This window comes from Nonomuraea sp. NPDC049655 (assembly GCF_044465465.1).
In the GTDB taxonomy this organism is placed as follows: Bacteria; Actinomycetota; Actinomycetes; order Streptosporangiales; family Streptosporangiaceae; genus Nonomuraea.
In genome coordinates this window covers 121,746-144,432 of record NZ_JBITLS010000020.1, presented here as the reverse complement: position 1 = coordinate 144,432, position 22,687 = coordinate 121,746, and the positions used below count along the sequence as shown (strand labels likewise).

Annotated in this window: 19 protein-coding genes; 9 read left to right on the top strand and 10 right to left on the bottom strand. The window is 72.1% G+C overall.

Going from position 1 to position 22,687, the window contains the following annotated elements; translation table 11 throughout:
- Window positions 1-3,108: an NACHT domain-containing protein gene (locus tag ACIBQ6_RS46495; RefSeq protein ID WP_397219073.1), complete on the bottom strand. Its 3,108-nt coding sequence runs from the start codon at window positions 3,106-3,108 to the stop codon at window positions 1-3.
- A gap of 204 nt (window positions 3,109-3,312) precedes the next feature.
- Complete coding sequence (locus ACIBQ6_RS46490; RefSeq protein ID WP_358292479.1) at window positions 3,313-3,492, bottom strand: hypothetical protein; 180 nt, start codon at window positions 3,490-3,492, stop codon at window positions 3,313-3,315.
- A 287-nt stretch (window positions 3,493-3,779) separates the two neighbouring features.
- Here ACIBQ6_RS46490 and fxsT point away from each other — a divergent pair, with 287 nt between their 5' ends.
- On the top strand, window positions 3,780-6,359 hold the full coding sequence (gene fxsT / locus ACIBQ6_RS46485) for an FxSxx-COOH system tetratricopeptide repeat protein (RefSeq protein WP_358292482.1): 2,580 nt from the start codon (window positions 3,780-3,782) through the stop codon (window positions 6,357-6,359).
- A gap of 15 nt (window positions 6,360-6,374) precedes the next feature.
- Here fxsT and ACIBQ6_RS46480 read toward each other — a convergent pair whose 3' ends face one another.
- From ACIBQ6_RS46480 to ACIBQ6_RS46470, 3 genes are all read right to left on the bottom strand, one after another.
- Entirely contained in the window at window positions 6,375-7,637 is a 1,263-nt protein-coding gene (locus ACIBQ6_RS46480; protein ID WP_358292484.1) for an FxsB family cyclophane-forming radical SAM/SPASM peptide maturase, read from the bottom strand.
- Between the two features lie 86 nt (window positions 7,638-7,723).
- Window positions 7,724-9,688 (bottom strand): glycosyl hydrolase family 28-related protein, encoded by a 1,965-nt coding sequence (locus ACIBQ6_RS46475; RefSeq protein WP_397219072.1) that lies wholly within the window; start codon window positions 9,686-9,688, stop codon window positions 7,724-7,726.
- A gap of 176 nt (window positions 9,689-9,864) precedes the next feature.
- Window positions 9,865-10,644, bottom strand: a complete 780-nt coding sequence (locus tag ACIBQ6_RS46470; RefSeq protein ID WP_358292488.1) for a CPBP family intramembrane glutamic endopeptidase — start codon at window positions 10,642-10,644, stop codon at window positions 9,865-9,867.
- Between the two features lie 145 nt (window positions 10,645-10,789).
- Between ACIBQ6_RS46470 and ACIBQ6_RS46465 the strand changes: the two genes are divergently transcribed.
- Window positions 10,790-11,506, top strand: coding sequence for an SDR family oxidoreductase (locus tag ACIBQ6_RS46465; protein WP_397219071.1), 717 nt, complete (start codon window positions 10,790-10,792; stop codon window positions 11,504-11,506).
- Window positions 11,507-11,634: 128 nt separating this feature from the next.
- Here ACIBQ6_RS46465 and ACIBQ6_RS46460 read toward each other — a convergent pair whose 3' ends face one another.
- From ACIBQ6_RS46460 to ACIBQ6_RS46445, 4 genes are all read right to left on the bottom strand, one after another.
- Window positions 11,635-11,967 (bottom strand): putative quinol monooxygenase, encoded by a 333-nt coding sequence (locus tag ACIBQ6_RS46460; protein WP_358292493.1) that lies wholly within the window; start codon window positions 11,965-11,967, stop codon window positions 11,635-11,637.
- A 125-nt stretch (window positions 11,968-12,092) separates the two neighbouring features.
- A complete protein-coding gene (locus ACIBQ6_RS46455) occupies window positions 12,093-12,698 on the bottom strand; it encodes a superoxide dismutase family protein (protein WP_397219070.1) in 606 nt (201 codons plus the stop codon).
- A 136-nt stretch (window positions 12,699-12,834) separates the two neighbouring features.
- Window positions 12,835-15,033, bottom strand: a complete 2,199-nt coding sequence (locus tag ACIBQ6_RS46450) for a transglycosylase domain-containing protein (RefSeq protein WP_397219069.1) — start codon at window positions 15,031-15,033, stop codon at window positions 12,835-12,837.
- Between the two features lie 185 nt (window positions 15,034-15,218).
- Window positions 15,219-16,382, bottom strand: coding sequence for an SRPBCC family protein (locus tag ACIBQ6_RS46445; protein WP_397219068.1), 1,164 nt, complete (start codon window positions 16,380-16,382; stop codon window positions 15,219-15,221).
- 221 nt (window positions 16,383-16,603) lie between these two features.
- On the opposite strand from ACIBQ6_RS46445, the gene ACIBQ6_RS46440 reads away from it, so the two are divergent.
- Window positions 16,604-17,650: a DUF6221 family protein gene (locus tag ACIBQ6_RS46440; RefSeq protein WP_397219067.1), complete on the top strand. Its 1,047-nt coding sequence runs from the start codon at window positions 16,604-16,606 to the stop codon at window positions 17,648-17,650.
- A 19-nt stretch (window positions 17,651-17,669) separates the two neighbouring features.
- On the opposite strand, the gene ACIBQ6_RS46435 is transcribed toward ACIBQ6_RS46440, so the two are convergent.
- Entirely contained in the window at window positions 17,670-18,149 is a 480-nt protein-coding gene (locus tag ACIBQ6_RS46435; RefSeq protein WP_358292506.1) for a proteasome activator, read from the bottom strand.
- Window positions 18,150-18,264: 115 nt separating this feature from the next.
- Between ACIBQ6_RS46435 and ACIBQ6_RS46430 the strand changes: the two genes are divergently transcribed.
- The 6 genes from ACIBQ6_RS46430 to ACIBQ6_RS46405 all read left to right on the top strand — a co-directional run bounded on the left by ACIBQ6_RS46430 (window position 18,265) and on the right by ACIBQ6_RS46405 (window position 22,660).
- The gene (locus ACIBQ6_RS46430; protein ID WP_364336820.1) at window positions 18,265-18,627 is read left to right on the top strand and encodes a hypothetical protein; all 363 of its coding nucleotides are present in this window, start codon (window positions 18,265-18,267) and stop codon (window positions 18,625-18,627) included.
- 77 nt (window positions 18,628-18,704) lie between these two features.
- The gene (locus ACIBQ6_RS46425; RefSeq protein WP_352352674.1) at window positions 18,705-18,956 is read left to right on the top strand and encodes a hypothetical protein; all 252 of its coding nucleotides are present in this window, start codon (window positions 18,705-18,707) and stop codon (window positions 18,954-18,956) included.
- Between the two features lie 115 nt (window positions 18,957-19,071).
- Window positions 19,072-19,605, top strand: a complete 534-nt coding sequence (locus ACIBQ6_RS46420) for a 2,4'-dihydroxyacetophenone dioxygenase family protein (RefSeq protein WP_352324601.1) — start codon at window positions 19,072-19,074, stop codon at window positions 19,603-19,605.
- Between the two features lie 36 nt (window positions 19,606-19,641).
- A complete protein-coding gene (locus ACIBQ6_RS46415) occupies window positions 19,642-20,883 on the top strand; it encodes an MFS transporter (RefSeq protein ID WP_397219066.1) in 1,242 nt (413 codons plus the stop codon).
- Window positions 20,880-21,929, top strand: a complete 1,050-nt coding sequence (locus ACIBQ6_RS46410) for a 2,3-butanediol dehydrogenase (RefSeq protein WP_397219065.1) — start codon at window positions 20,880-20,882, stop codon at window positions 21,927-21,929. Before ACIBQ6_RS46415 ends, ACIBQ6_RS46410 begins: the two co-directional genes overlap by 4 nt.
- On the top strand, window positions 21,926-22,660 hold the full coding sequence (locus ACIBQ6_RS46405) for an SDR family NAD(P)-dependent oxidoreductase (RefSeq protein ID WP_364336828.1): 735 nt from the start codon (window positions 21,926-21,928) through the stop codon (window positions 22,658-22,660). The genes ACIBQ6_RS46410 and ACIBQ6_RS46405 overlap by 4 nt, the downstream gene beginning before the upstream one ends.
- The last annotated feature ends 27 nt before the right edge of the window (window positions 22,661-22,687 follow it).

The following is a 22,687-nucleotide window of genomic DNA, read 5'->3' as shown; positions in this document are numbered from 1 at the left end:
TCACCGCGTCAGGCCGAGCTCCGTCAGCACCGAGCGGACCTTGGCCACCATCTCGGGCTTGTCCCGCCCGAGCCGCAGATCTCGCAGGGCGAGCACGCCGCGCAGCCGGGGCGCGTCCAGCTTGAGGTGTCCCAGGACGATGTCGAGGAAGGCGGTCGCGTCCTTGTCGGCATAGGGGGCGAACGCCTGGCTCAGCAGGATGCAGTCGGCGTAGGCGCCGGCCAGCTCGGCCGGGTCGCCGCCGCGGCTGGACAGCAGCCACAGGCGGAGCAGGGCATGAGCGGGCGACATCGCGCGGTCGGGCCAGTAGCCGGCGACGGTCATCAGCGAGCGGCTCAGCTCGGCCGTGAGCGGCGCCAGGGCGTGGACGAGCAGCTCTTCCTCGTAACCGCAGATGAAGTGGAAGTGGCGGGCGGCCGCCATGAACTCCTCGTGCATCCAGGAGGACTGTCCGCGGGTCTCGTGATCCGGCCCCCTCTCGAAGGTCCAGTAGAGGTCGACCAGCGGCGGGGTGGATCCCCTGCTGCCCACCCACCTGAGGAGCAGGGTGCGTTCGCCGTCTCGCCACGACCGCTGGACCTCCACGTGGCGGACCAGGTTCGTCCAGGCGTTGTAGGCGATCTGGGACCGCCACAGACGGGCGATGCTCCGCCACCTGCTCACCACCGAGACCGGGGTGCCCGCCGTGACCGGCGGCGCAGGGAACAGCTCCTCGCCGGTGACCTCGTCACAGGCGAGGGTCAGCAGGACGAGCAGGTTGAGGCTGTAGGTGGCGAACTGCATGGGGGCGGTGCGCAGCTCGCGGACGCGGCCGGGCAGGTACGAGCCGAAGGTCAGGGAGCTGCGGAAGTACAGCGCGTCGTGGAACAGTGCCAGCAGGGTGCGCTTGAGCATGTCCCGCGAATCACGGCTCAGCCCGCGGATCAGGTCCTGGAGGAACTCCAGCACCGATTCCCTGGATGACAGCGGGTTGTGGCAGAGCAGCGCGTGCAGGAAATCGTCGTTCGGGCGGTTGCGCCGGGCGTGCCCGGTGTCCAGTTCCGCCGCGGCCACCAGGTCCTCGACCTCGTGGGTGGTGAGCCGGGCGACGAGATACTCGCCGAAGGTGGAGTGCAGGAACTCGTAGGTCTTCCGCTGCTGGTCGTCCTGCGTCGCCTGCGATTCGTGCACGAAGAAGAAGCGCCCCACGACGAGCTGGGCGGGGTTCAACGGCGTCCGGAACTCGCCGGCCTGGCTGCTCTCCTCGGCGAGCAGGTGGAGCAGGTCTCCCTTGAGGTCCTCCTCGGTCGCCCACTGGCTGTTGCGGTTGAACATGGCGAACGCCACGACCGACAGCCGCAGCAGTTCCCGGTCCACGGAACGCTCCAGCGCCTGCTCCGACAGCGCGTCGCCGGACTTGCGGACCTCCCTGCGGGCGAACCTGACGAGGAGCCGTTCGTAGAGCTGCGCCCGGTCCAGCCTGCCCAGCTCGTGACGCAGGGGGTTGCCGTCCATGTCGTAGAGCGCGAGCATCAGCAGGAGGAGCGGCTGGGAGGCGAGTTCGCCGAGCCCGGCGACGGTGGACAGCTCCAGCGGGAAGAGGGAGTGGTCGCTGAAATACCGGGCGTTCAACCGGTTCCACATGTCCAGCCACCGCTTGACCTGGGTCTCGTTGAACGGTTCCAGGTGGATCACCACGGTCTCCCGCGGCAGGCGGGCCCGGTCGGCCACCACGGTACGGCTCGTGACGATCACTGCGGTGGGCCTTCCCTGGGCAGCCTCGCGCTCCTGGAACGCGGCCACCTTCTCCAGGTAGTTCGTGTTGCTCACGCCCGTCGCCTGGAGCAGTTCGTCGAAGCCGTCCAGGACGACCACGCCGACGAGGTTCGCGGCCCCGGCGTACAGTGCGGGCCATCGCACGCTCTCACCCGTGGCCTGCCGGATGGCGTGCTCGATCTGCGTCTGGAGGTCCTGCTCGGCGGGCGCCTCCCGGAGCGGGACGCGGACGACGGCGAACTGCTCCGGCGGCAGCCTGGCCGCCAGGATCTTGGTCAGGACGGACTTCCCCGCACCGGGCTGCCCCAGCACCAGCAGCGGGAGCTGGGTGGCGCTCGGATGCGTGAGATAGCCGAAGAGCAACGTGCGCAGGTCGCTCTCCAGAGGACGGTCCCGCCACCAGCTCCACTCGGCCGGCCGGGACGAGCCGGTCACGACCGCCCGGCGGAAGCACGGGCTGATGTACGCCTGGTCGAGCGTGGGCATGGTCATGTCGTCGGGCAGGTCGGCGCTGGAGATGACGGGCTGGTTCAACGCCGTCCGGTAGTGCTGCGAGAGCGCGTCGCGGATGCCACCGGGCACGGCTCCCGACACGACCGATTCGAGCAGCCGGCGCAGATCGCGCAGACCGGTGTCGAGCGATCCGATGACGGTACGGGTGGCCTGATGGTCGACGCGGGCCGCCCAGTACGCGATCTCGGGCACCTCGGTGCACAGGCGGTGGAACAGCTCGGCGTACTGCCGGCGCGCCGCCTGCGGCACGCCGTCGGTCAGCCAGCGTTCGGCCTGCTCGCGCTGGGCCTCGGTCATGGACTCCCACATGCGCAGCCCGCGCAGGAACGTCAGCAGCCGGGCGGACAGCAGCCGGTAGTAGTCGTCCAGAGCCTTCTCGACCTGCTCGTACGGCTGCGTCGGTCCTGGGCAGGGAAGTTGCACGTGCAGGAGGTGCTCGACCAGGTCGCCCAGCCGGTTCCCGGTCACGTCCGAGGCGCCCGCTATGATCACCTGCTCCGACCTGAGCATGCGCAGCTTCCCGGAGCCGAAGTGCTCCTCCCCCTGCCGGACGGCCTCGAAGAACGCGGTGACGACGATGACGGCGTGGGCGGCGGCGATCCGTTGGGTGCGCTGGTATCTGCCGAGGCCGGAGAAGCGGTCGTGGAGCGCCGTGCCGAGCTGTCCGCTCACGCGGGCGAGCTCTCCCTCGACGTCGAACAGGCTGACCACCAGCTCGCCCGTCGGGCCGGTCGCGCTGAGCAACAGCCCTCCGACCAGGCGGTCGAGCGCCTTGACCAGTTTCCCCTCGCCGCCCAGCACTTTCACGGCATCCGAATAGTTGAACCACCCTACGGTCACACAAGACCTACACCACAACGGAGGATGAGCCGTCTACGGTTGTGTTACTGATGTGACCATATGGTTAGACGTCGGACGAATCAATATTTGATCCGTTTATCCGGATTAAAGCGGCATGAGAATTAATGTCGATTAAGTTGTGGAATGACGTATTTGGTCCGCATCGGCGAGGTGTCGGTTCCTCGCCGATTCCGGACCCGGTCCCTAGCGGTCGCCGACCAGGGGCGGCGGCGGGGTGCTGTTGTCGAACTTCCTGCAGTCCTCCGCCTGGCGGGGCTCCTCCAGCAGCTCCCGGACGGTCAGGCCGATGGGGGAGTCGCCGAGCCTGTCAAGGTCGGACACGATGGAGAGCGCGTCGATCAGGTCGCTCTGCTGCGGTGCCATGGCCATCTCCTCTGCTGGTCGACACTCGCCGCCTCGCGAGGCGTGAGCGGCGCGGAACACCGGCTCCGAAGTTTCGCGAGAACGTTGATCTGGAAGGTACTGTCTGCGTGCCGGCATTATCGTCGCCCTATTATAGCTGTCCGGAAAACAGCTAACAGTGCTGACCGTAATGACCGGCGTGCATGAAACCTGTACGCTAATCAGCATAATGTCGGCCATCTCCATCTTGCCCCTGCCACCAGTGCGGTAATCCCTCACTGGGACTCGCGGACGGGAGGCGATAACGCGTGACGGAATCACCGGAGTCGGTGGCATGGGGGACCACGGGGCCGTATCCCGCGGTCTGGAAGGTCCCGCCGCGGAACCAGAACTTCACCGGGCGTGAAGAGCTGCTCGACAGGCTGCGCAGCGGGATCGTCGGCCAGGTCACCGCGGTGGTGGCACACGCCCCCAACCTGCCGCAGGGCCCGCGCGCCCTGCACGGCCTGGGCGGTGTCGGCAAGACCCAGATGGCCATCGAGTACGCCTACCGCTTCCGCGAGCATTACGACCTCGTCTGGTGGATCCCCGCGGACCAGCCGGGCCTCGTGCGATCGAACCTGGCGCAGCTCGCGCCGCGGCTGGGCGTGCCCGGATCCACCATGACCAGCACGGAGGACGCCGCCGACGCCGTGATCGAGAGATTGCGCAGCGGGGAGCCGTACGAGCGGTGGCTGCTGATCTTCGACAACGCCGACGAGCCCGAAGACCTGCAGCCGAACATTCCCCCCGGCCCCGGGCACGTGCTCATCACCTCGCGCAACCACCGGTGGGAGGGCGTGGTCGGCACGGTCGCCGTCGACGTGTTCAGCCGCGAGGAGAGCATGCAGTTCCTCGGCAGGCGCATGCGCCGCTCGATCAGCGACGCCGACGCCGGCCGGCTCGCCGAGGCTCTCGGGGACCTTCCGCTGGCGCTGGAGCAGTCGGCCGCGCTGCAGAGCGAGACCGGCATGTCGCCGGAGGAGTACCTGCGCCTGCTCAAGGAGCGCACCGCGAGCCTGCTGAGCGAGGGCAAGCCCGCCGAGTACCCGTTGTCGATGTCCGCGGCCTGGGAGCTGTCGGTCAGCACGCTCCAGGAGCACCTGCCCGAAGCCATGGAGCTGCTGCGCTGCTGCGCCTTCTTCGGGCCCGAGCCCATTCCGCGCGGCGTGTTCCGCCCGGTCAGGGGTCCGGTGCGGCCGGTCATGGCCGAGTTGCTCGCCGACCCGCTCCGGCTGAGCAAGGCGATCAAGAGACTGGGGAAGTACGCGCTGGTCCGCATCGAGGCCGAGCCCGGCCAGGGCACGGTCACCGGCGAGCGCACGATCCAGGTGCACCGGCTCATCCAGGCGCTGCTGCGGGAGGGCCTGCCGGCCGACACCCAGGACCTGATCCGGGCGGAGGTGCACTCCCTGCTCGCCGGAGCGGCGCCCGGCGACACCGGCGACCCCGCGAACTGGCCCCGGTTCGACGCCCTGCTGGCCCATGTCGCGCCGACCAGACTGGCCGACAGCGAGCGGGAGGACGTGCGGGAGTTCGCGCTGCGGATCCTCGAATACCTGATGGCCTCCGGCAACCACAACGTCGCGCGCACGCACGTCGACAGCTTCCTGGAGCGTTGGAAGGCCGACTCCGGCCGGCAGGACATCAGCGTGTTGCGGGCGCAGCGCGTCAAGGGCGACCTGCTCCGGTTCCTGGGCCGCTACGACGAAGCGTACGACCTGGACATGGCCACGCTCGCCGCCATGCGGGAGACGGTCGGCGACGAGCATCGTGACACCCTGGTGCTGCGCAACGGCATCGGCGCCGACCTGCGCGGTCGCGGCCTGTTCGTCGAGGCGCGCGAGCACGACACCGAATCGGTGAGCGTGCACCAGGCCGTCCTCGGTCCCGACCACGCCCGTACGCTCATGGCGGTCAACAACCTGGCGCTCGACCTGGGGCTCAACAGCGACTACCGCGGCGCGCGGACACTGCTCGAAGAGGCGCTGAGGGCGGCGCAACTGGCCGAGTCGGCCGTGGCCCGGGGCACGGTCCTGAACCTGTGGGCCAGCCTGAGCCGCATGACCCGGCTCTGCGGAGACTACGCGGAGGCCTGCGACATCGGCGAGGAGGCGCTGGCCTACGGTCAGGAGCAGCTCGACGCCGACCATCCGCGCATCCTGCTCACGCAGAAGGACCTCGCCATCGCCCGGCTCCGGGTGGGCGAGGCGGCCGAGGCCCTCGAACTGGCCGCCACCGTGCACGCGCGCTACGTGCGCAACTACGGCATCGACCATCCGAGCACGCTGGGCGCCGCTCTGTGCCTGGCCAACGCGTTCCGGGTCAACGACCTGATCGACAGGGCGTTCAAGCTGGCCCAGGACGCCATGGTGCGCTATCCGAGGGTGTACGGGCCCAACCATCCGTACTATTTCGGCAGCGCCAGCAACGTGGCGGTCCTGCTGCGGGTGCGCGGCGACCTGGAGGGCGCCCGCGAGCTGAACGAACGCGTCATCGCCGGGCTGAAGGCCACGGTGGGCGGTGGGCACCACTACGCGCTGACCGCGTCCGTCAACCTCGCCAGCGACCTGGCCGCCCTCGGCGAGCTGGAGGCGGCCTGCCGGCTGGGCAGGGACACGCATCGGCAGCTCCGCCCCCTGGTGGGCGAGCAACATCCCACCACCCTGGCCTGTGCCGCCAACCTCGCCGCCGACCTGGCCAGGGCCGACTACAAGGAGGAGGCGGCCGCCCTGCGCGAGGAGACGATGCGCCACTACCGCGAGACGCGCGGCATGGAGCATCCGGACGCGCGGGCGGCGGACGAAGGCCGCCATCTCGACCTGGACTTCGACCCCCCGCCCGTGTGACGGCAGGCGCCGCGCTCACTCCCCGCCGGAGGACGGGCGCGGCGTCGCCGGGGCCGTCCCGGACAGCGCGGCCAGCTCCTCGTGGAGCGCGCCCCGGATGTGAGTGATCAGCCGGTACAGATCGCGGCTGTAGACGGACGGATTGCGGAAGCCGCTGCCCTCGCGATAACGATGCGGGTAGAGGCCGCCGCCGCAGATCCCCACGATGTCGCAGGACGCGCAGGTCTCCGACATCGCGTCACGGCCGATCTGCCGGGCGACGATGGCCGGTTCGAGCAGCGCCGTGTCGAAGGAGTCGCGCAACACGTGCAGCGCGGTGCGCGTCGCCCCCTCATAGGCGGACTTGAGCGTGTCGACCTGCTCGATGCTGCCGTCCGTCTCCACCACGACCATGGCCACGGGCGCCAGCCCGATCGACTCGCTCCTGGACGGGCTGCCGCACAACTGCCGGATGATCTCGCTGAACAGCCGGATCCGGGTCGCCCTGGGCCGGACCGAACGCCAGTGCTCGAAGACGGCGACGAGCCAGTCGCCGTAGGGCTGTGCGGTCGCCGACCAGCCGGGCGGTGGAGTCTCCCAGTTGCCGTGCGGCAGCAGGAAGTCCACCGTCGGCGGCTGGAACTCCAGCAGGGCCTTGTAGGTGATGACAGGGTCGTTGGCCAGGTCGAGCGTGCACAGCAGGCCGCTGAACAAGTGGCGATAGGCGGGGGAGGTGAGCCGGGCCAGCCCGGCGCGCACCTTGCCGTAGCTGCCCTCCCCGTCGGAGCGCCGGCGGTGGCGGTCGTGCCCGTCGGCGTCACCGTCGAGGCTGACGCCGACGTACACGTCGAGCTCGGCGAGCAGGTCCAGGAACGCCTCGCTGAGCAGGACGCCGTTGGTCTGCACCTGGACGACCGCGTCTGTCCGCTCGCCGAGCGCCGATCTCAGGGCGTTCACCGCGTATCGGACGTGTGGCATGCCGGCCAGCAGCGGCTCGCCGCCGTGCAGGGTGATGTCCACGCTCTTCAGCTGGTGAGCATCGGCGTGTTCGGCGATGCGGGCGGCCACGCGGTCGATGGTCGGCTTCGCCATGCTCCGCGGCTGGCGGCGCCAGCTCTGGTCGGCCATCTCGTACATGTAGCAGTAGTCGCAGGCGAGGTTGCAGCGGCTGTGCAGCTTGAGGATGAACTGCCGGAAGGCGGTGGGGCGCCAGCCGGACTCCAGCAGGAGCCCGACGTCGAGGTCGGCGGGCCATTCGTTGCCGCCCGGACCGGTGGGCGCTCCGCCGTCTCCGTGCACGTCGATCAGCTCCTGGGACGAATGTGCTCCTCCATCATGGTCGCAGGAATCAGGCTGTCAAAATCCCTTCGCCGGTGTTTTCGACCTCACCAGGGGGCGGGGGCCGGTGGGGGGATCAGCGGGGGGCGGTCGTCGCAGGTGAGGGTGTTGGGCAGGAGCCAGGGGGCGAGCCAGCCGTCGTTGCCGCCGCCGTCCGTCAGCGCGAACTCCGAGCCGGAGGGGGTGAAGTGGAAGGTGCCGCAGTTGTTCACGGGGACCGCGCCCACGTTGCGGGCGTCCACGTTCTCGAAGGCGGCCGAGCCGGCGGCGCGGGCGCTGAGCACCGAGGTGCCGGTGCCGTCCACCCGGACGTCCTTGAAGCGCAGGTTCGTGATGGAGTAGAGGTCCTTGACGGGCCAGTCGGCGACCAGCATGACGGCGTTGTAGGTGTTGTCCAGGTAGTGGTCGCCGGTCACCCGGATGTCGGCGTCGATGTTCCGCTCCAGGGCGTAGAACCAGATGGCGCCGAGGCCGATCTTCCAGTTCAGCTCGTACGTGCCGGCCCGCACGGTGGTGTTGCCGGTGATGTCCAGGCGGCCGGCGAACGGCTCGGCGCCGAAGCGGGAGCCGACCTGCAGGGCGCTGCCCTCGCGGACGGGGTCGGCGATCAGGTTGGCCGAGACCGTGTTGTCGGCGCCGCCGTAGATCGCGATGCCGTTGGCCAGCACCGGCGTCTGGACCGTGTTGTGGTCGAAGGTGTTGCGCGCGTCCGCCGTGCGCTCCGACCACATGGCCAGGCCGTCGTCGCCGGAGTTGCGGACGAAGTTGTCCGACACGACCGTGCCGGTGACGCCGGTGTGCAGGTTGAGCCCGTCGGCGATCTGGTCGGCGATCACGTTGCCGGTGACGCGGGTGCCGCTCATCGGGCCGTCGAACCAGAGGCCGACCTTGGTGTGGTGGATGTGCAGGCCCTCGATCGTGGAGTCGCTCATCGCGCCGCCGACGCCGTTGACCTGGTCGGTGTCGACGCGCTCGCGGACGTCGCCCTCGATGGCGAACCCGGACAGGTGCACGTTGCGGCTGCCGCCGTCCGCGGCGTCCCTGCCGTAGAAGCCGACGCCGGTGTGGACGGACCCGTCGGGCGCCGGGGCGTCCAGGGTGACCTCGCGGCCCTTGATGATCGTGTACCAGCTTCCGGCGCCGGTGATCGTCACGTCGTCCACGATGATGTGCCGGTTGACCTGGTACGTGCCGGGCGGGACGTACACCTTCAGGTGGGCGCGCCGGGCGAAGGCGACGGCCCGGTCGAAGGCGGCCGACGACTCGCGGCGCCCGGACGGGTCGGCGCCGAAGGCCAGCACGTCGGCCGCGACCGGCTCGATCCGCGGCGGGGCGACGAGTTCGGAGTCGAGCAGGTCGATGACCGTCCAGGCGGCTCCGGCGCTCGCCGTCAGCCGGATCCGGTCGCCCGCCCGGTACGTGCGCCCGAGCAGCAGGCGCTGCTCGTCGTAGAAGTGGCTGGGCCGGAACGGCTTGGCGATCGCCGGGGCCGGGACGGTGGCGCTGGGCACGCAGGAGCACTCGGTGATCCACCAGTCCGGGTGCAGCAGGTCGGCGCCGGGGTCGTTGGTGAAGGGGTACTGGTTGTACAGCCAGGAGTACTGCGAGGTCAGCGTCATGGTGGCCCGGTGGCGGCCGTTGACCGCGACGTCGAGCGGCGCGGTGATGCCGCCGCCCGTGGGCGCGTCGGGGATGCTGTAGCGGACCGTGATCGCGTTGGCCGCGGCCGGCAGGGTGAACTCGACGTGCCGGCCGGGCGTCAGCCGGACCGCCCGCCGCCCGGACGCCTCGGCGGGCAGCGTGTAGGCGGTGCGGTCGGGGCCGATGACCGTGCCGTCCGTCGAGGCGTTCTCGGCCTCCTGCTCGGCGAAGCCGACGCGCGCGCCCCGGCCGGCGACCAGGGCCGGGGCGAGGGCGGCCCTGGTGACCACGGGCCCATGTGCCGCTACGGCCTGCGCGGGGACGGCGAGCGAGGCGAGGGGGAGGCCGAGGGCCGCGGCGAGCGCCGCCACGACCCTCCGGGATGTGCTCGTGCCTGACATCCGAAGCTCGATTCTCTCGGGGGGTGAGGTGACAGTAGGACCCCACGACCCCGCGGCACAAGGCTCCTGCGAAGGAGTTTCGGAGCTTTGTTGTCGAGCTGCAAGCATTTATCGGTTTCTTGCGACAGTCATGCAAGTTGCTTGCGTCAGGGGAGCCAGCTCACCCGGCCGTGCAGGGCGGCGTACCCGACGAAGGCCACCACGTCGATCAGCGTGTGCGCGATCACCAGCGGCATCGCGCGCCCCCACCGCTGGTACAGCCGTCCGAACACCAGCCCCATGACCACGTTTCCGACGAACCCCCCGAACCCCTGATACAGGTGGTACGACCCCCGCAACACCGACGACACGGCCACCGCCCGCCACGGACCCCAGCCCGCCTGGTCCAGCCGGTGCAGCAGGTAGCCGCTGACCAGCACCTCCTCCAGCACGCCGTTCTGCGCGGCGGCCAGCAGCAGCACCGGCACCCGCCACCACACCTCGGGCAACTGGCCCGGCACCACCGTCAGGTTGACGCCCAGCGCGTAGACCACCAGGTAGAAGGCCAGCCCCGTGCCGCCGATCGCGGCGGCGAGCAGCGCGCCGCGCAACGTGTCGCGGCCTGGCTCGCGCAGGTCCACCCCGATCGTCCGCAACGACTCGCCCGACCGCACCAGCAGGTACGCCACCAGCGCGACCGGCGCCACCGAGATCGCGATGTCCACGAGCTGCAACGTCAGGTCCAGCCACGGCCGCCCGGGGGCCAGCGAGCCGACCAGCACGGCCTGCTGCCCCTTCAGCTCCTTGGGCGCGGTCAGCGAGCCGATCAGCCGGACCAGCGACAACACCGCGCTGGCGCCGAGCGAGACCGACAGCACGACGAGGATCTCGGCTCTGATGAGCCTGGGGCCGAGGGCCGGACCGGGTGCGAGTGACTGGGTGTGCATGGGCCGCAGAGTAGCCGCCCAGCGCTCCGATCCGGATAAAGCACTCCTTGTCGGCGGGTCCCGGAGCTCGGTGGCCGGAGCGGGCGGGACTTCCGCCGGCTCAAGCCGATGTCACACTTCCCGTCCCGGGTTTCTCTCAACGGGCATGAACGACATGATTCTCGTCACCGGCGCCACCGGGACGTTCGGCCGCCCGCTGGTCGAACTGCTCACCGCCCGAGGGGCCAAGGTGCGCGCCGTCACCCGCTCGGCGGCCGGGGTGCGCCTGCCCGCCGGGGCCGAGGCCGTCGAGGGCGACCCGACCCGCCCCGAGACCCTCGCCGGCCACCTGGACGGCGTCACCGCCGTCTTCCTGCACCCGCGCGCCATCGGAGACGGGGCGCCCGGCCTGCTCGCCCGTGCCGCCGAGCGCGGGGCGCGGCGGGTGGTGGCCCTGTCGGCGATGAACGTCGACGAGCCCCTCGACGAGCAGCCCTCCCGTTTCCGCGGCGACCGGAACAAGGAGGCCGAGGCCGCCGCCGTGCACAGCGGCCTGGAGTGGACCAGCCTGCGCGCCGCCTCCTTCGCCGGCAACGCCCTCCAGTCGTGGGCCCCGCAGATCCGGGCCGGGGACGTCGTACGGTACGTGCACGCGGGCTTCCAGGAGGTGCCGATCGACGAGCGGGACCTGGTCGAGATCGCCGCCAGGACGCTGCTCGGCGGGTACGCCGGACGCCGGCTCGAACTGACCGGGCCCGAGTCGCTGACCCACGCCCCGGCCTTCGCCCGCCAGAACCACCCGGCCGACGACCGCTCGCCCGCCCAGCAGCCCGAGGACCACTCGGCCGCGGGCCACGCGTCCGGGTTCCGCCCGCAGGGCTGACCAGCCGACACCGACCGGAGGGTCCCGTGCCGCACTCCACCGCCTACGTCGTCACCGCGCTGGTGACGATGGCCTGCAACGCCTTCTCCGGGTTCGCCGCCATGACCCGGCTCGCCCCGGTGATGCGGTCAGCCGCGCTCGGGGACGGCCATCTCGCCGAGCAGCGACCAGTCGTCCTGCGGGACGTTCGCGTTGACGATGCGCGGCGTCTCGGCCAGGTAGCCGGGCAGCACCTGCTGGGCCTGCTTGAAGTGCGCCGACCCCACGTGCGCCGCCCCGGCGGCGTCGTCGCGGAAGGCCTCGACGAGGACGTACTCGGCCGGGTCGTCGAGGCTGCGCGACCAGTCGAACCACAGGCAGCCCGGCTCGGCGCGGGTGGCCTCGGTGAACTCGGCCGAGATCTCCGGCCAGCGGCCGGCGTGCTCCGGCAGGACGCGGAACTTCGCGGTGATGAAGATCATGACGGGAACTCCCCGAGGTCGGCGGCGTTACGGCACGAGACTAGCCGCACACCGCCGCCCGGCCACGGCGGGGCTCACGCGCGTCGCGTCACCGCCCGGCCACGGCGGGGCTCACGCGCGTCGCGTCACCTGATCACGCCGCAGGCGGTGCGGCCGCCCGCGTCGCCCGTCCTGCGCGTGGCCTCGTCGGGGCCGTCAGGGGCGTAGCGGGCGGGGATGTTGGCCAGGTTGTCGGGGAGCGCGTGCACGATGACCGCGCTGCCGTCGGCGTCGGTCAGCTCGCGCAGGCCGAACCGGTCGGTGACGACCGACGCGGCGCCCGTCCCGTCCTTGCCGACCAGCAGCGGCGGCAGGTCGCCCGAGTGCCCGGCGTGGACGGCGCCGGCCAGGTCGAGGTGGCCGCCGGCGGTGAAGAAGGGGGAGACCTGGCCGGTCGCCGGATCGACGGCCTTCGGGTCGCACAGGCCCGTCGTGTGGATGTGGAAGCCGTGGAAGCCGGGCGTCAGGCCCTTGACCGAGACCGAGACGCGCGCCGTCCCGAACCCCTCGCGCAGGATGCTGAGCCGCCCGACCGCGACGCCGCTAGCGTCGCGGATGACCACGGGCCGCGGGTCGCCCGGGCGCGAGGCGGTGGCGTCGGCCACCGCGCTCACGCCGATGGCGGCGACCCCGGCGGCGAGCGCGAGGCAGAGCGCCAGATGTGTCCGGCCGAACGTCCGTGCCTTGGGCATGGCGGAACCGTCCCTCGTGAGGCGGAGATGTGCGGACTCATCGAGGGTACGGTCGCGCCGCGCCGCCTGTCGTATAGCTCTTGAGTCACCCGTCGGGGTTATGGACCGGGAGCCGTGGAACTGGCCGGCACGCCGCTCAGGGCGTTCTCCCCGCGCCCTGGTCGTCGAGGGCCCGCTCCCCGAGGCCGGTCTCGCCCGGGTCCGTCTCCCCGAGGCGGGGCTCGCCCGCGTCGGGATGGTCCGCGTCCCGGTCGGGACGGGCGGGCGCGCAGGCGTCGCCGCACCCGCCGAAGCGCCCGGTGTCGATCGGCGTGAACCGCGTGGCCGGCACGCCCTTCAGCGCCGCCCTCATCGTGTCGTTCCAGATCGGCCCCGGCAGCGAGGCCCCGGCCACGATGGCGAAGTGCCGGCCGCCGATCGTGGTGTTCACCAGCTTGTACCGCTGCGAGCCGCGCGGGTCGCCGATGCTGACCGCGCCCGCCAGGTCCGGGGTGAACCCGGCGAACCACGCCGTGGCGTACCCGTCGGTGGTGCCGGTCTTGCCCGCCGCCGGGCGGCCGATGCCGCCGACGCGGCTCATCGTGCCCTTGGTGAACACGCCCGACAGGATGTGCGCGGTCGCGTCGGCGACGCCCGGATCGAGCGCCTGCCGGCACGACGGCCGGTACGAGGTCGGCCGGCCGGTGGCGGCATCGGTGATCTTGGTGATGGCCATCGGCGCGCAGTACCTGCCCCGGGCGGCGATGGCGGCGTACGCGGTGGCCACCGTCACCGGGTCTGTCTCGTTGATGCCGAGCGTGAACGTCTCGTACTCCTGGAGCTTGCGGCCGTCGGCGCGGGCGATGCCGAGCGACTTGGCCGTCTCCACCGTCCGGCACAGCCCCACCCGCTGCTCCAGCGCCATGAAGAAGGTGTTCACCGAGCCCCACGTGCCGGTCCGCAGCGTCTTGAAACCGGGGGAGCCCTCGTCGTTGGTGACCGTCCAGGACGGGTCGCCGACGCCGGCGCCGGCGCAGTTCTTGAAGGCGCTGGTGGAGGGGGCGTTGTAGCCGTTGCCCACGGTGATGCCGTCGTCCACCTTCATGCCCTGCTTGAGCGCCTCGACCAGGGTGAACGTCTTGAACGTCGAGCCCGCCTGGAAGCCGATCAGACCGCCGTGCCGCGCGTCGGCCACCGCGTTGAAGGAGATCTGCTTCTTCCTGGCCGAGGAGCCGTAGCCGCGGCTGGCGGCCATGGCCCTGATCGCGCCGGTGCCGGGCTCGACCAGCGCCTCGGCGGCCAGGGCGTCGTCGGTGGCGGCGACGTGCTTCCTGATCGCCCGGTCCGCGGCGGCCTGGGCCTTCGGGTCGAGCGTGGTGTAGATCTTCAGGCCGCCCTGCGCGAAGGCGCGTTCCCTGGCCCGCCGCGTGCCGCCGAAGGCCGGGTTGGCCAGCAGTTCGTGCCGGACGTACTCGCAGAAGTAGGGATGGTCGCTGTCGCCGCAGCCGTTGGGCAGCCGGACGTCCTTGAACCCCAGCTTCCTCGCCTTGGCCGCGGCCGCCTGCTCCGGGGTGATCCTGCCCAGCTCGGCCATCCGGTCGAGCACCACGTTCCGCCGGGCCAGCAGCAGCGCGCGGGCCTTCCTGCCGCGGCTCGGGTCGGTCGTGTTCGGGTCCTGCACGGCGCCAGCCAGCGTGGCGGCCTGGGCCAGGTCCAGCCGGGACGCCGGGACGCCGAAGAACCGCCTGGCCGCGGCCTGCACGCCGTTGGCCCCCGCGCCGAAGTAGGCGATGTTGAGGTAGCGGCGCAGGATCTCGTCCTTGCCGTACTTCTGCTCGACGCCCATCGCGTAGCGCAGCTCCTTGAGCTTGCGGGCGTAGCTGGCCTCCAGGGCCTTGTTCTTGTCCTGCTCGGTGCCGGCCGCGTTGAGCAGCACCTGCTTGACGTACTGCTGGGTGATGCTGGAACCGCCCTGGCTGAGCCGGTCGGAGCTGAGGTTCTTGACCAGGGCGCGCAGCGTGCCCTCCAGGTCGATCGCGCCGTGCTGGTAGAACCGGTCGTCCTCGATGGCGACGACCGCCGTCCGCATCACCTCGGAGATCTGGTCCAGGCGGACGATCTCGCGGTTCTGGTCGTAGAAGCGGGCGATCACGTTGCCGCGGGCGTCGTACACGGTGGAGGTCTGCGCCAGGGGCGGCTCGGCCAGCGCCACCGGCTTGAGGTTCAGCTGCTCGGTGGCGGAGACGACCAGCGTGCCGGTGCCCCCGACGGCGGGCAGCGTGATCGCGGCCGTCAGCAACCCGGCCGACATCGCCGCGACCGTGAGCCGACCGACGTTCGACAGGCGATTGGGCATGCGGGAGCACCTCCGGGCAGGAACAGGGGCAAGCCCGGACATGACAGCACAGGGCGAAAGGCGGTGTCCAAGACCGATATCGGCCATCGGGTGATATCGAGATCGATATCACGCCAGCGTACGGGCCACGCGCGAACCCGCGTCGCGCGTGGCCGTCCGGCGGCCGGAGAGCGGTCGGGGAGCGGTCAGAGCAGGGACGGCGCGGTCGGCTGCACCTGGTTCTCGACGTGCTCCTTCAGCCGCACCAGATCCTGCCGCAGCTTGCGCGCGGGATGCGCGCCGAGCAGCCCGGCGATGGCGTGCCCGGCCGCCCCCGCGATGGGGTTGTAGCACAGGTGCACCTGGACGCGCGTCCGGCCGTCGGCCTGGGCGTCCACGCGCAGCACGCCGGTGTGGGCGATGAGCTCGCCGTCGCCGGACTTCCAGGCGATCTCCGCGCCCTCCTCGCGCTTGGTCTCGGTGGCCGTGAAGCGGATGCGCGTCCCGGCCGGGCCCCTGATCACCCAGTGGGAGCGCAGCTCGTCGGCCGACAGCCGGACCTCCTCGACGTCCGGCATGAAGCGCGGGAACAGCGAGTAGTCGCTCACCAGCGGCCACACGGCCGCCACCGGCGCCGCGATCGAGACGGCCGCGTTGACGTCGATCGCCTCGCGACCGGCGTTGACGCCGGTGAGGCGGCGCAGCGGCAGGTTCGTCGCCGCCCGCACGGCCAGCGCGGAGGCGGCGCAGCGGGTCAGCCAGGACAGCGGCCTCGGCAGCTTGCCGGTGACCGCCCAGATCGAGGCCGCCGCCCCGCCCGCGACCAGCCTGGCCGAGGGCGACCAGCGCTGCTGGAGCAGCTCCGGCACCGCCTTGCGGCGGCGGCCCTGGCCCTGCAGCCGTGGCGCGTCGGCGCCGTCCCTGTGCACGTGCCAGTTGGTCTCCACCCGCTTGACGCCCGGGATGCGGCGCACCTTCTGGCGGGCGCGCTCGTCCTCGCCCGCGAGCACGTCGCCGGAGAGCGTCACGACGCGCTCGCGCACGTCGACCTCGACGGCGTGCGGGTGGCTGATGTGGCGGCCCAGTTCGGCGCGTACGCGTTCGTGCAGGACGCGGTCGTCGGCGGTGCCGCCGGTCAGGCGGTACCTGGCCGCCGCGGCCGACCCGCGGCCCCTGTTGGACAGGTCGCGGCCGAGCACGCCCAGGCCGTCGCGCACCTCGTGGGTGGCGTGCGAGCCCTTGTCCCGCACGCGGGCGCGGCGCGTCCGGCCCCGGTCCGGATCCAGCAGGTACGTCACCGCGGCCCCGGCGCAGGCGCCGAGCACGGCCGCGACGAACGGGTGCGACCGTCTTCGCGACTCCGTGTGCACGATCTGGATGCGCCGCGGAGCCGGTTGCCGCGATTCCCCGTTGAAGGAGCTGATGCCCCGAAAAGCAGTCGTGCGCATGACCACAATCCCCCTCGCTCGCACTTCCCGCTGGCCGTGGCCTACCCCGCAGGTCACAGCGCTAACGGAGGGCGGTCCGGAGGCGTTGGTCGCCCGCGATACCGGGCAGAAAGCACGATAGGGGATTTAAGGGGAGTTCTGCCATGAAGAGCACGGCTCGCACCGCGACGCAGGCGTTCTGGATCGACGCCGGGCACGGCGGGACGCAGGAGCACTACGGCGAACAGCTACGCAGGTGGCGGCACGCGTTCGCGGCCACGGGCGGGGAGCCGGGCGCGAGCGGTGTCACGCTGGACCCGCTGCACTTCGCGCTGGCCGCCTGGGAGGTCGCCACCCGGCCGGTCGCCGACTCGCCGTACGTGCGCACCCACCCCCGGGTCCTGGACGCGGCCTGCCACCGGGCCGAGGACGGCCACGACCCGCTGGCCGTGGTCGAGCTCGCCGCGCCGCCGCCCGTCCCGCTGCCGGACGGCTGGTCGAGCTGGCGGCACCAGGGCGAGCAGCCGTACGCGGCCGGCGCGGAGGGCACGCCGACCGCCCTGAGCACGCTGGAGCTGCGCATCCCCCTGTCCGGCGACCGGCTGCCGACGCCCACCCGGCCGCGCGCCGAGGGCCTGCCCAACCTGGACGACGCCCAGGCGTCGCTGGAGGCGTTCGTCGCCGAGCTGAACGCGGCGGTGACCCCGTTCCTGCGCGAGCTGGAGGGCGCCGAGGGCGCCCCCGGGACCGACGGCGCCACGCTGGTCCAGTGGCTGCGCACGCAGATCGAGGCCGACAAGGCCACCGCGGAGGCGGCGGGCGCCGGGCCCTGGCGCTACCTCACGGCTACCGGCTCGGCCACCGTCCCGGTACGCCAGGGCGCGGGCGGCGCGCGGCGGCTGGAGTTCGGCGGCGGGCGGACGGTCACCCGCGTCGGCTTCCACGACGACGACCTGCTCCACCCGGTCGAGGCGATCCACATCGCCCTGCACGACCCGGCCGACGCGATCGCCCGCTGCGGCGCCGAACTGGCGTTGCTGAACGAGCACACCCCGCCGCTGTCGGCGCCGCTGTCGGCCGGGGACACCGCGGACGCCCTCTGCCCGGTGTGCGGCGAGGCCGCCGGCTCTCCCTGCCAGACGCTGCGCCACCTGGCCTACGGCTACCGCCTGCGCCCCGGCTGGCGGCCCGAATGGAGCCCCTCCCGCTGACGGCTCCCGGCCCCGGTGTCTACATGTAGTTGCCGTCGCCCTGGGCGCGGACGCCGTCGGGGCGGGGCAGGGCGCGGCCGGCGTGCAGGCCGAGCTGCTGCTGGCGGGCGGCGGCCTGCTGCAGCTGGAGCCCGGCCTGGATGCCCTGGAAGACGCCCTCCAGCCAGCCCACGAGCTGCCCCTGCATGACCCGGATCTCCATCTCCGTCGGCGTCCCGCCGTTCGGGGTGGGCCGCAGGCGCTCCAGCTCGTCGCGCAGCTCGGGCGCGACCGCCCCGGCGACCTCCCGGATGGCCTGCTCGTAGATGCGGTGCATGCGCTCCCTGGCGCGCTCCTCCAGGTGCACCCCCTTGGCCTCCTCCAGCAGGCTGCGGGCCATCGCGCTCACGCGGAGCAGCCGGGCGGGCTCCTCGACGCTCTCGATGTCCGTCCTGACGGCATCGCGCAGGGTGTGCTCGCGCTGCTCGTCCCCCGATGCTGGATGCGGCGTCGTCGTCATGTCCTCAGTCCTCGTTCGCGCAGGTGAGCGGCTCGCTACCGCCAGCAACAGCTCTTCCCGGTGCCTCGCCGTTCACTCGTGGGAGCGGCCGGAATCCTGGGTAGGGGTCACCCTCATGAACCGGCGAGACGACGATCCCGAGGACGAGTTCTTCGCTCCGGTGCTGCGCGAGCCGCCGCCCCCGGACGAGATCAGCCGCTCAGGCGTGGTGAGCGACACCGGCGTGCCCGGCGTGCACGGCGGCGGCGAGGGGCACTGGCCGCGCAAGCCGCCGCCGTCGAACGCGCTCGGCCTGCGCCTGCTGGCCGCCGCGCTGCTGCTGCTCGCCGGGGTCGTGCTGGCGGTGCTCGCGGTGCTGGCCGGACGGCTGCCGCTGGCGCTGCCGCCGGCGATCCTGGCGGTGGCCGCCGCCGCGTACCTGGTGGTGTTCGCCCGGCGGCGCGCCCGCGACGACGGCGGCCCGCCCACCTTCGGCTAGCGCGACGCCGGGGCGACCACCTGGGGTTTCGGCCCTTCTGTGGGGGTACACGCCCGCTGAGGGGAAGAGGAGCCGAGATGTCTCTCATCGACCGTGACTGTGTCCGCAGGCTGCTGGAGTCGGAGCACGCCGACGCGACGCTCGTGTTCGTCCGGGGCGACTGCGTCGTGCTGCGGGCCGCGGAGATCGACGACGCCCATCGGGGGCTGGTGATAGCCAGCCGCGAGGACGTCATGGCCCAGCTCCCCGACGGCGCCGCGACGGACGGGCAGGCCCTCGACGACCTCGCCGTGCGGCTGGACAACGTGGTGCGCGACCTCGGCGCCTGACCGCGGCGCGGCCGCATGTCCTGAATCTGCAAGCCGCCACGTCCACCTGGGGAAAGACGGTGTCGGTCCGGCCGGGATTCACTGCCGGGAACACGACACGAAAGGGGCCGTTCAGATGCCCGACAACCCCACCGGCGAGTTCTGGAAGGACCTGCGGCCGATCGAGAACTCCTTCCGGCCGGACGCGCTGCCCGAGGTGTACCTGTCCAAGGTGGCCACCGACGACGACCGGTACTACGTGCCGTTCACCGAGACCGTCGGCTCCCGGCCGCTGTGGATCAACGTCAAGGACAACAGCTGGGCCGACATCCTGCGGGCCAAGGAGGCCGGGCTGGTCAACCGGCACTACCACCCGCACGAGGTGTTCGCGTACACGATCTCCGGCAAGTGGGGCTACCTGGAACGCCCCTGGACGGCCACCGCGGGCGACTTCGTCTACGAGGCCCCGGGCGAGGGCCACACGCTGGTCGCCTACGACAGCGGCGAGCCGATGAAGACGTTCTTCATCGTCAAGGGCCCGCTGGTCTGGCTGGACGAGAACGGCGACCCCGACGGCTTCTTCGACGTGCACGACTACATCAAGATGTGCCGCGAGCACTACGAGAAGGTCGGCATCGGCGCCGACTACGTCAACTCCCTGTTCCGCTGATCGCCGCCCCGCCGCATCCCCCGAAATGAGAGCGTCATGACCGACATCGCGGCCGCGCCGGACACCAGGGCCGCCGACCGGTACGAGAACCGCCTTCTCGTCATCCTCTTCCTGTCCTTCGGCTTCGTCTTCTTCGACCGGCAGGCGCTGTCGTTCCTGGCGCCGTACATGGACCAGGACTTCGGCCTGTCCAACGCCGAGCTGGGCACGCTGTCCGGCGTGCTCGCGCTCACCTGGGCGCTGGCCGGGATGTTCGCCGGCCGCCTGTCCGACGCGCTCGGCAGGCGCAAGCCCATCCTGGTCGTGGCCGTGCTGCTGTTCTCGCTGTTCTCGGCCTCGTCCGGGCTGATGGGCGGGTTCGCCGGGCTGCTGGCCGCCCGCGCGCTGATGGGCACGGCCGAGGGCGCCGTGCTGCCGATGGCGCAGACGCTCATGGTCGAGGCCAGCCGGGAACGCCGCAGGGGCTTCAACATGGGCCTGTTGCAGGGCTCGTCGGCCGGGCTGCTCGGCGGCATCCTCGCGCCGCTGGTCGTGGTGTGGATCGCCGAGACCTACGACTGGCGGGTCGCCTTCTACGTCACGATCGTGCCGGGCCTGGTGATGGCGCTGCTGATCGCCAAGTTCGTCCGTGAGCGGTCGCCGCGGGCGGCGGCCGAGGCGCCCGCCAAGGAGCCGCGGGTGCCGCTGGGCGAGGTGCTGAAGCTGCGCAACATCGTCGTCTGCATGCTCATCGCCTGCTGCTACCTGACCTGGTTCGTCACCATCATCACCTTCACGCCGACGTACCTGACCCAGGTGAAGGGCTTCGGGCCGGGCACGATGAGCGGCGTCATGACGTGCCTGGGCGTGGCCTGGGTGCTCTGGGGCTTCGCCACCCCGGCCATCTCCGACCGGCTGGGACGCAAGCCCGCGCTGATCGGCTTCACCGCGCTCGCGGTGTTCTGCCCGCTGGCCGTGGTCTACGTCGAGAGCCCCGTGCTGCTCGGCGCGATCATGATCGTCACCTACACCGGGCTCGGTTGCTTCACGCTGTTCATGGCCACCATCCCGGCCGAGACCGTGCCGCGCGGCGCGCTGGCCACCGCCCTCGGCGTGATCATGGGCGTGGGCGAGCTGGCGGGCGGCTTCCTGGGCCCGATGGTCGCCGGTTGGGCGTCCGACCAGTGGGGGTTGCAGGCCGCGATGTTCATCGCCGCCGGCGGCGCGCTGGTCGTGGTGGGGCTCGCCTTCGCCCTGAAGGAGACGGCCCCCGCCGTGCTGCGCAGGGCGGCCGCGTGAGGGCCGCGGTCTGGCACGGGGCCAAGGACGTGCGGGTCGAGGACGTCCCCGTGCGCGAGCCCGGCCCCGGTGAGGCGGCGATCGCGGTCGCGTACTGCGGGATCTGCGGCAGCGACCTGCACGAGTACGCCGACGGCCCGCACGCGATCCCCGTGGGCGAGCCGCATCCGGAGTCCGGCGTGCGCGCGCCGCTCGTCCTCGGCCACGAGTTCTGCGGCACGGTCACCGGCCTCGGCGCGGGCGTGACCGGCCTGGCCGTGGGCGACCGGGTCGCGGTGGAGCCGCACTACCGGTGCGGGAACTGCCCGCGCTGCCTGGCGGGGGAGTACAACATCTGCCGCCATTTCGGGTTCGCCGGGCTGATGGGGCACGGCGGGCTGGCCGAACGGGCGACGGTGCCCGCGTACATGCTGCACCGGCTGCCCGAGTCGGTGCCGCTGGAGCAGGCGGCGGTGTTCGAGCCCGCGGCCGTGGCCCTGCACGCGGTGCGGCGGGCCGGGATCCGCGCCGGCGACACCGTCGCGGTCCTCGGGCTCGGCCCGATCGGGCTGCTCGTGGCCCGCTTCGCGGCGCGGGCCGGCGCGGGCCGCGTGGTGGCCGCCGACCGCTCGTCCGCCCGCCTGGAGCTGGCCCGCCGCCTCGGCGTCGAGACGGCGACGGGCGACGGGCTGGCCGAGACGGTCGGCGGGGAGGGCGCGGACGTCGTCTTCGAGGCCGTCGGCTCGGAGGGCACGCTGCGCGCCTGCCTGGCCGCCACCAGACGCGGCGGCCGGGTGGTCTTCCTCGGGCTGACCGGCACGGTCTCCCTCGACGCCTTCGCCCTGGTCAACAACGAGCAGACGATCGTGACCAGCGTCGGCTACCGCGACGCCTACCCGGAGCTGATCCGCATGGTCGCCGAGGAGGGCGTGGACCTGGCCGCGATCGTCACCGCGACCATCCCGCTGGAGCACGTGGTCCGCGACGGGTTCGAGGCGCTGCTGCGCGGCGAGGACCAGGTCAAGGTGCTGGTACGACCCGCTCAGGACGGGGGGCGGCTCCGGTGACCGACGGACTCGCCCCAGGGCTGTTCGCCGGGCGGCACGCGTTCGTGACCGGCGGCACGTCCGGCATCGGCGCGGCGACCGCCGTGCTCCTCGCCGAGCTGGGCGCCGCCGTGACCGCGCTCGGCCTGCCGCCCGCCGACCCGGCCGAGCTGCCCGCGCACCCGCTGGTGCGGGTGGTGGAGCACGACGTGCTCGACCGGGGCGGCCTGGCCCGCCTGCTGTCGGCCGGCGACCCGCTCGACGCGCTGGTCAACTGCGCGGGCGTCAGCCACGACCGCGAGGAGTACGACCTGGCCCGCTGGCAGCGCGTCATCGAGGTCAACCTGACCGCCACCATGGTCGCCTGCCAGGCCGCCCGCCCGGCGCTGGCCGAACACGGCGGCGCGATCGTGAACGTCTCCTCCATGTTCGCCTTCTCCGGCAGCAGGGACCGGCCCGCCTACAGCGCCAGCAAGGGCGGCGTCTCCCAGCTCACGAAGTCGCTGGCGGCCGAGTACGCCGCCGACGGCATCAGGGTCAACGCCGTCGCCCCCGGCTTCGTGGTCACCCCGCTGGCCCGGGGCGTGCTCGACGACCCGCCGGCCCTGGCCCAGGTGTTGGCCCGCATCCCCGGCGGGCGGCTGGGCAGGCCGCGCGAGGTCGCCTCGGTGGTGGCGTTCCTGTGCTCGCCGGCCGCGTCGTACGTCACCGGGGCGGTCGTCCCCGTGGACGGAGGCTATCTGGCTGTGTGACATCTCACCTAAGCTGTGTGTCCCCTG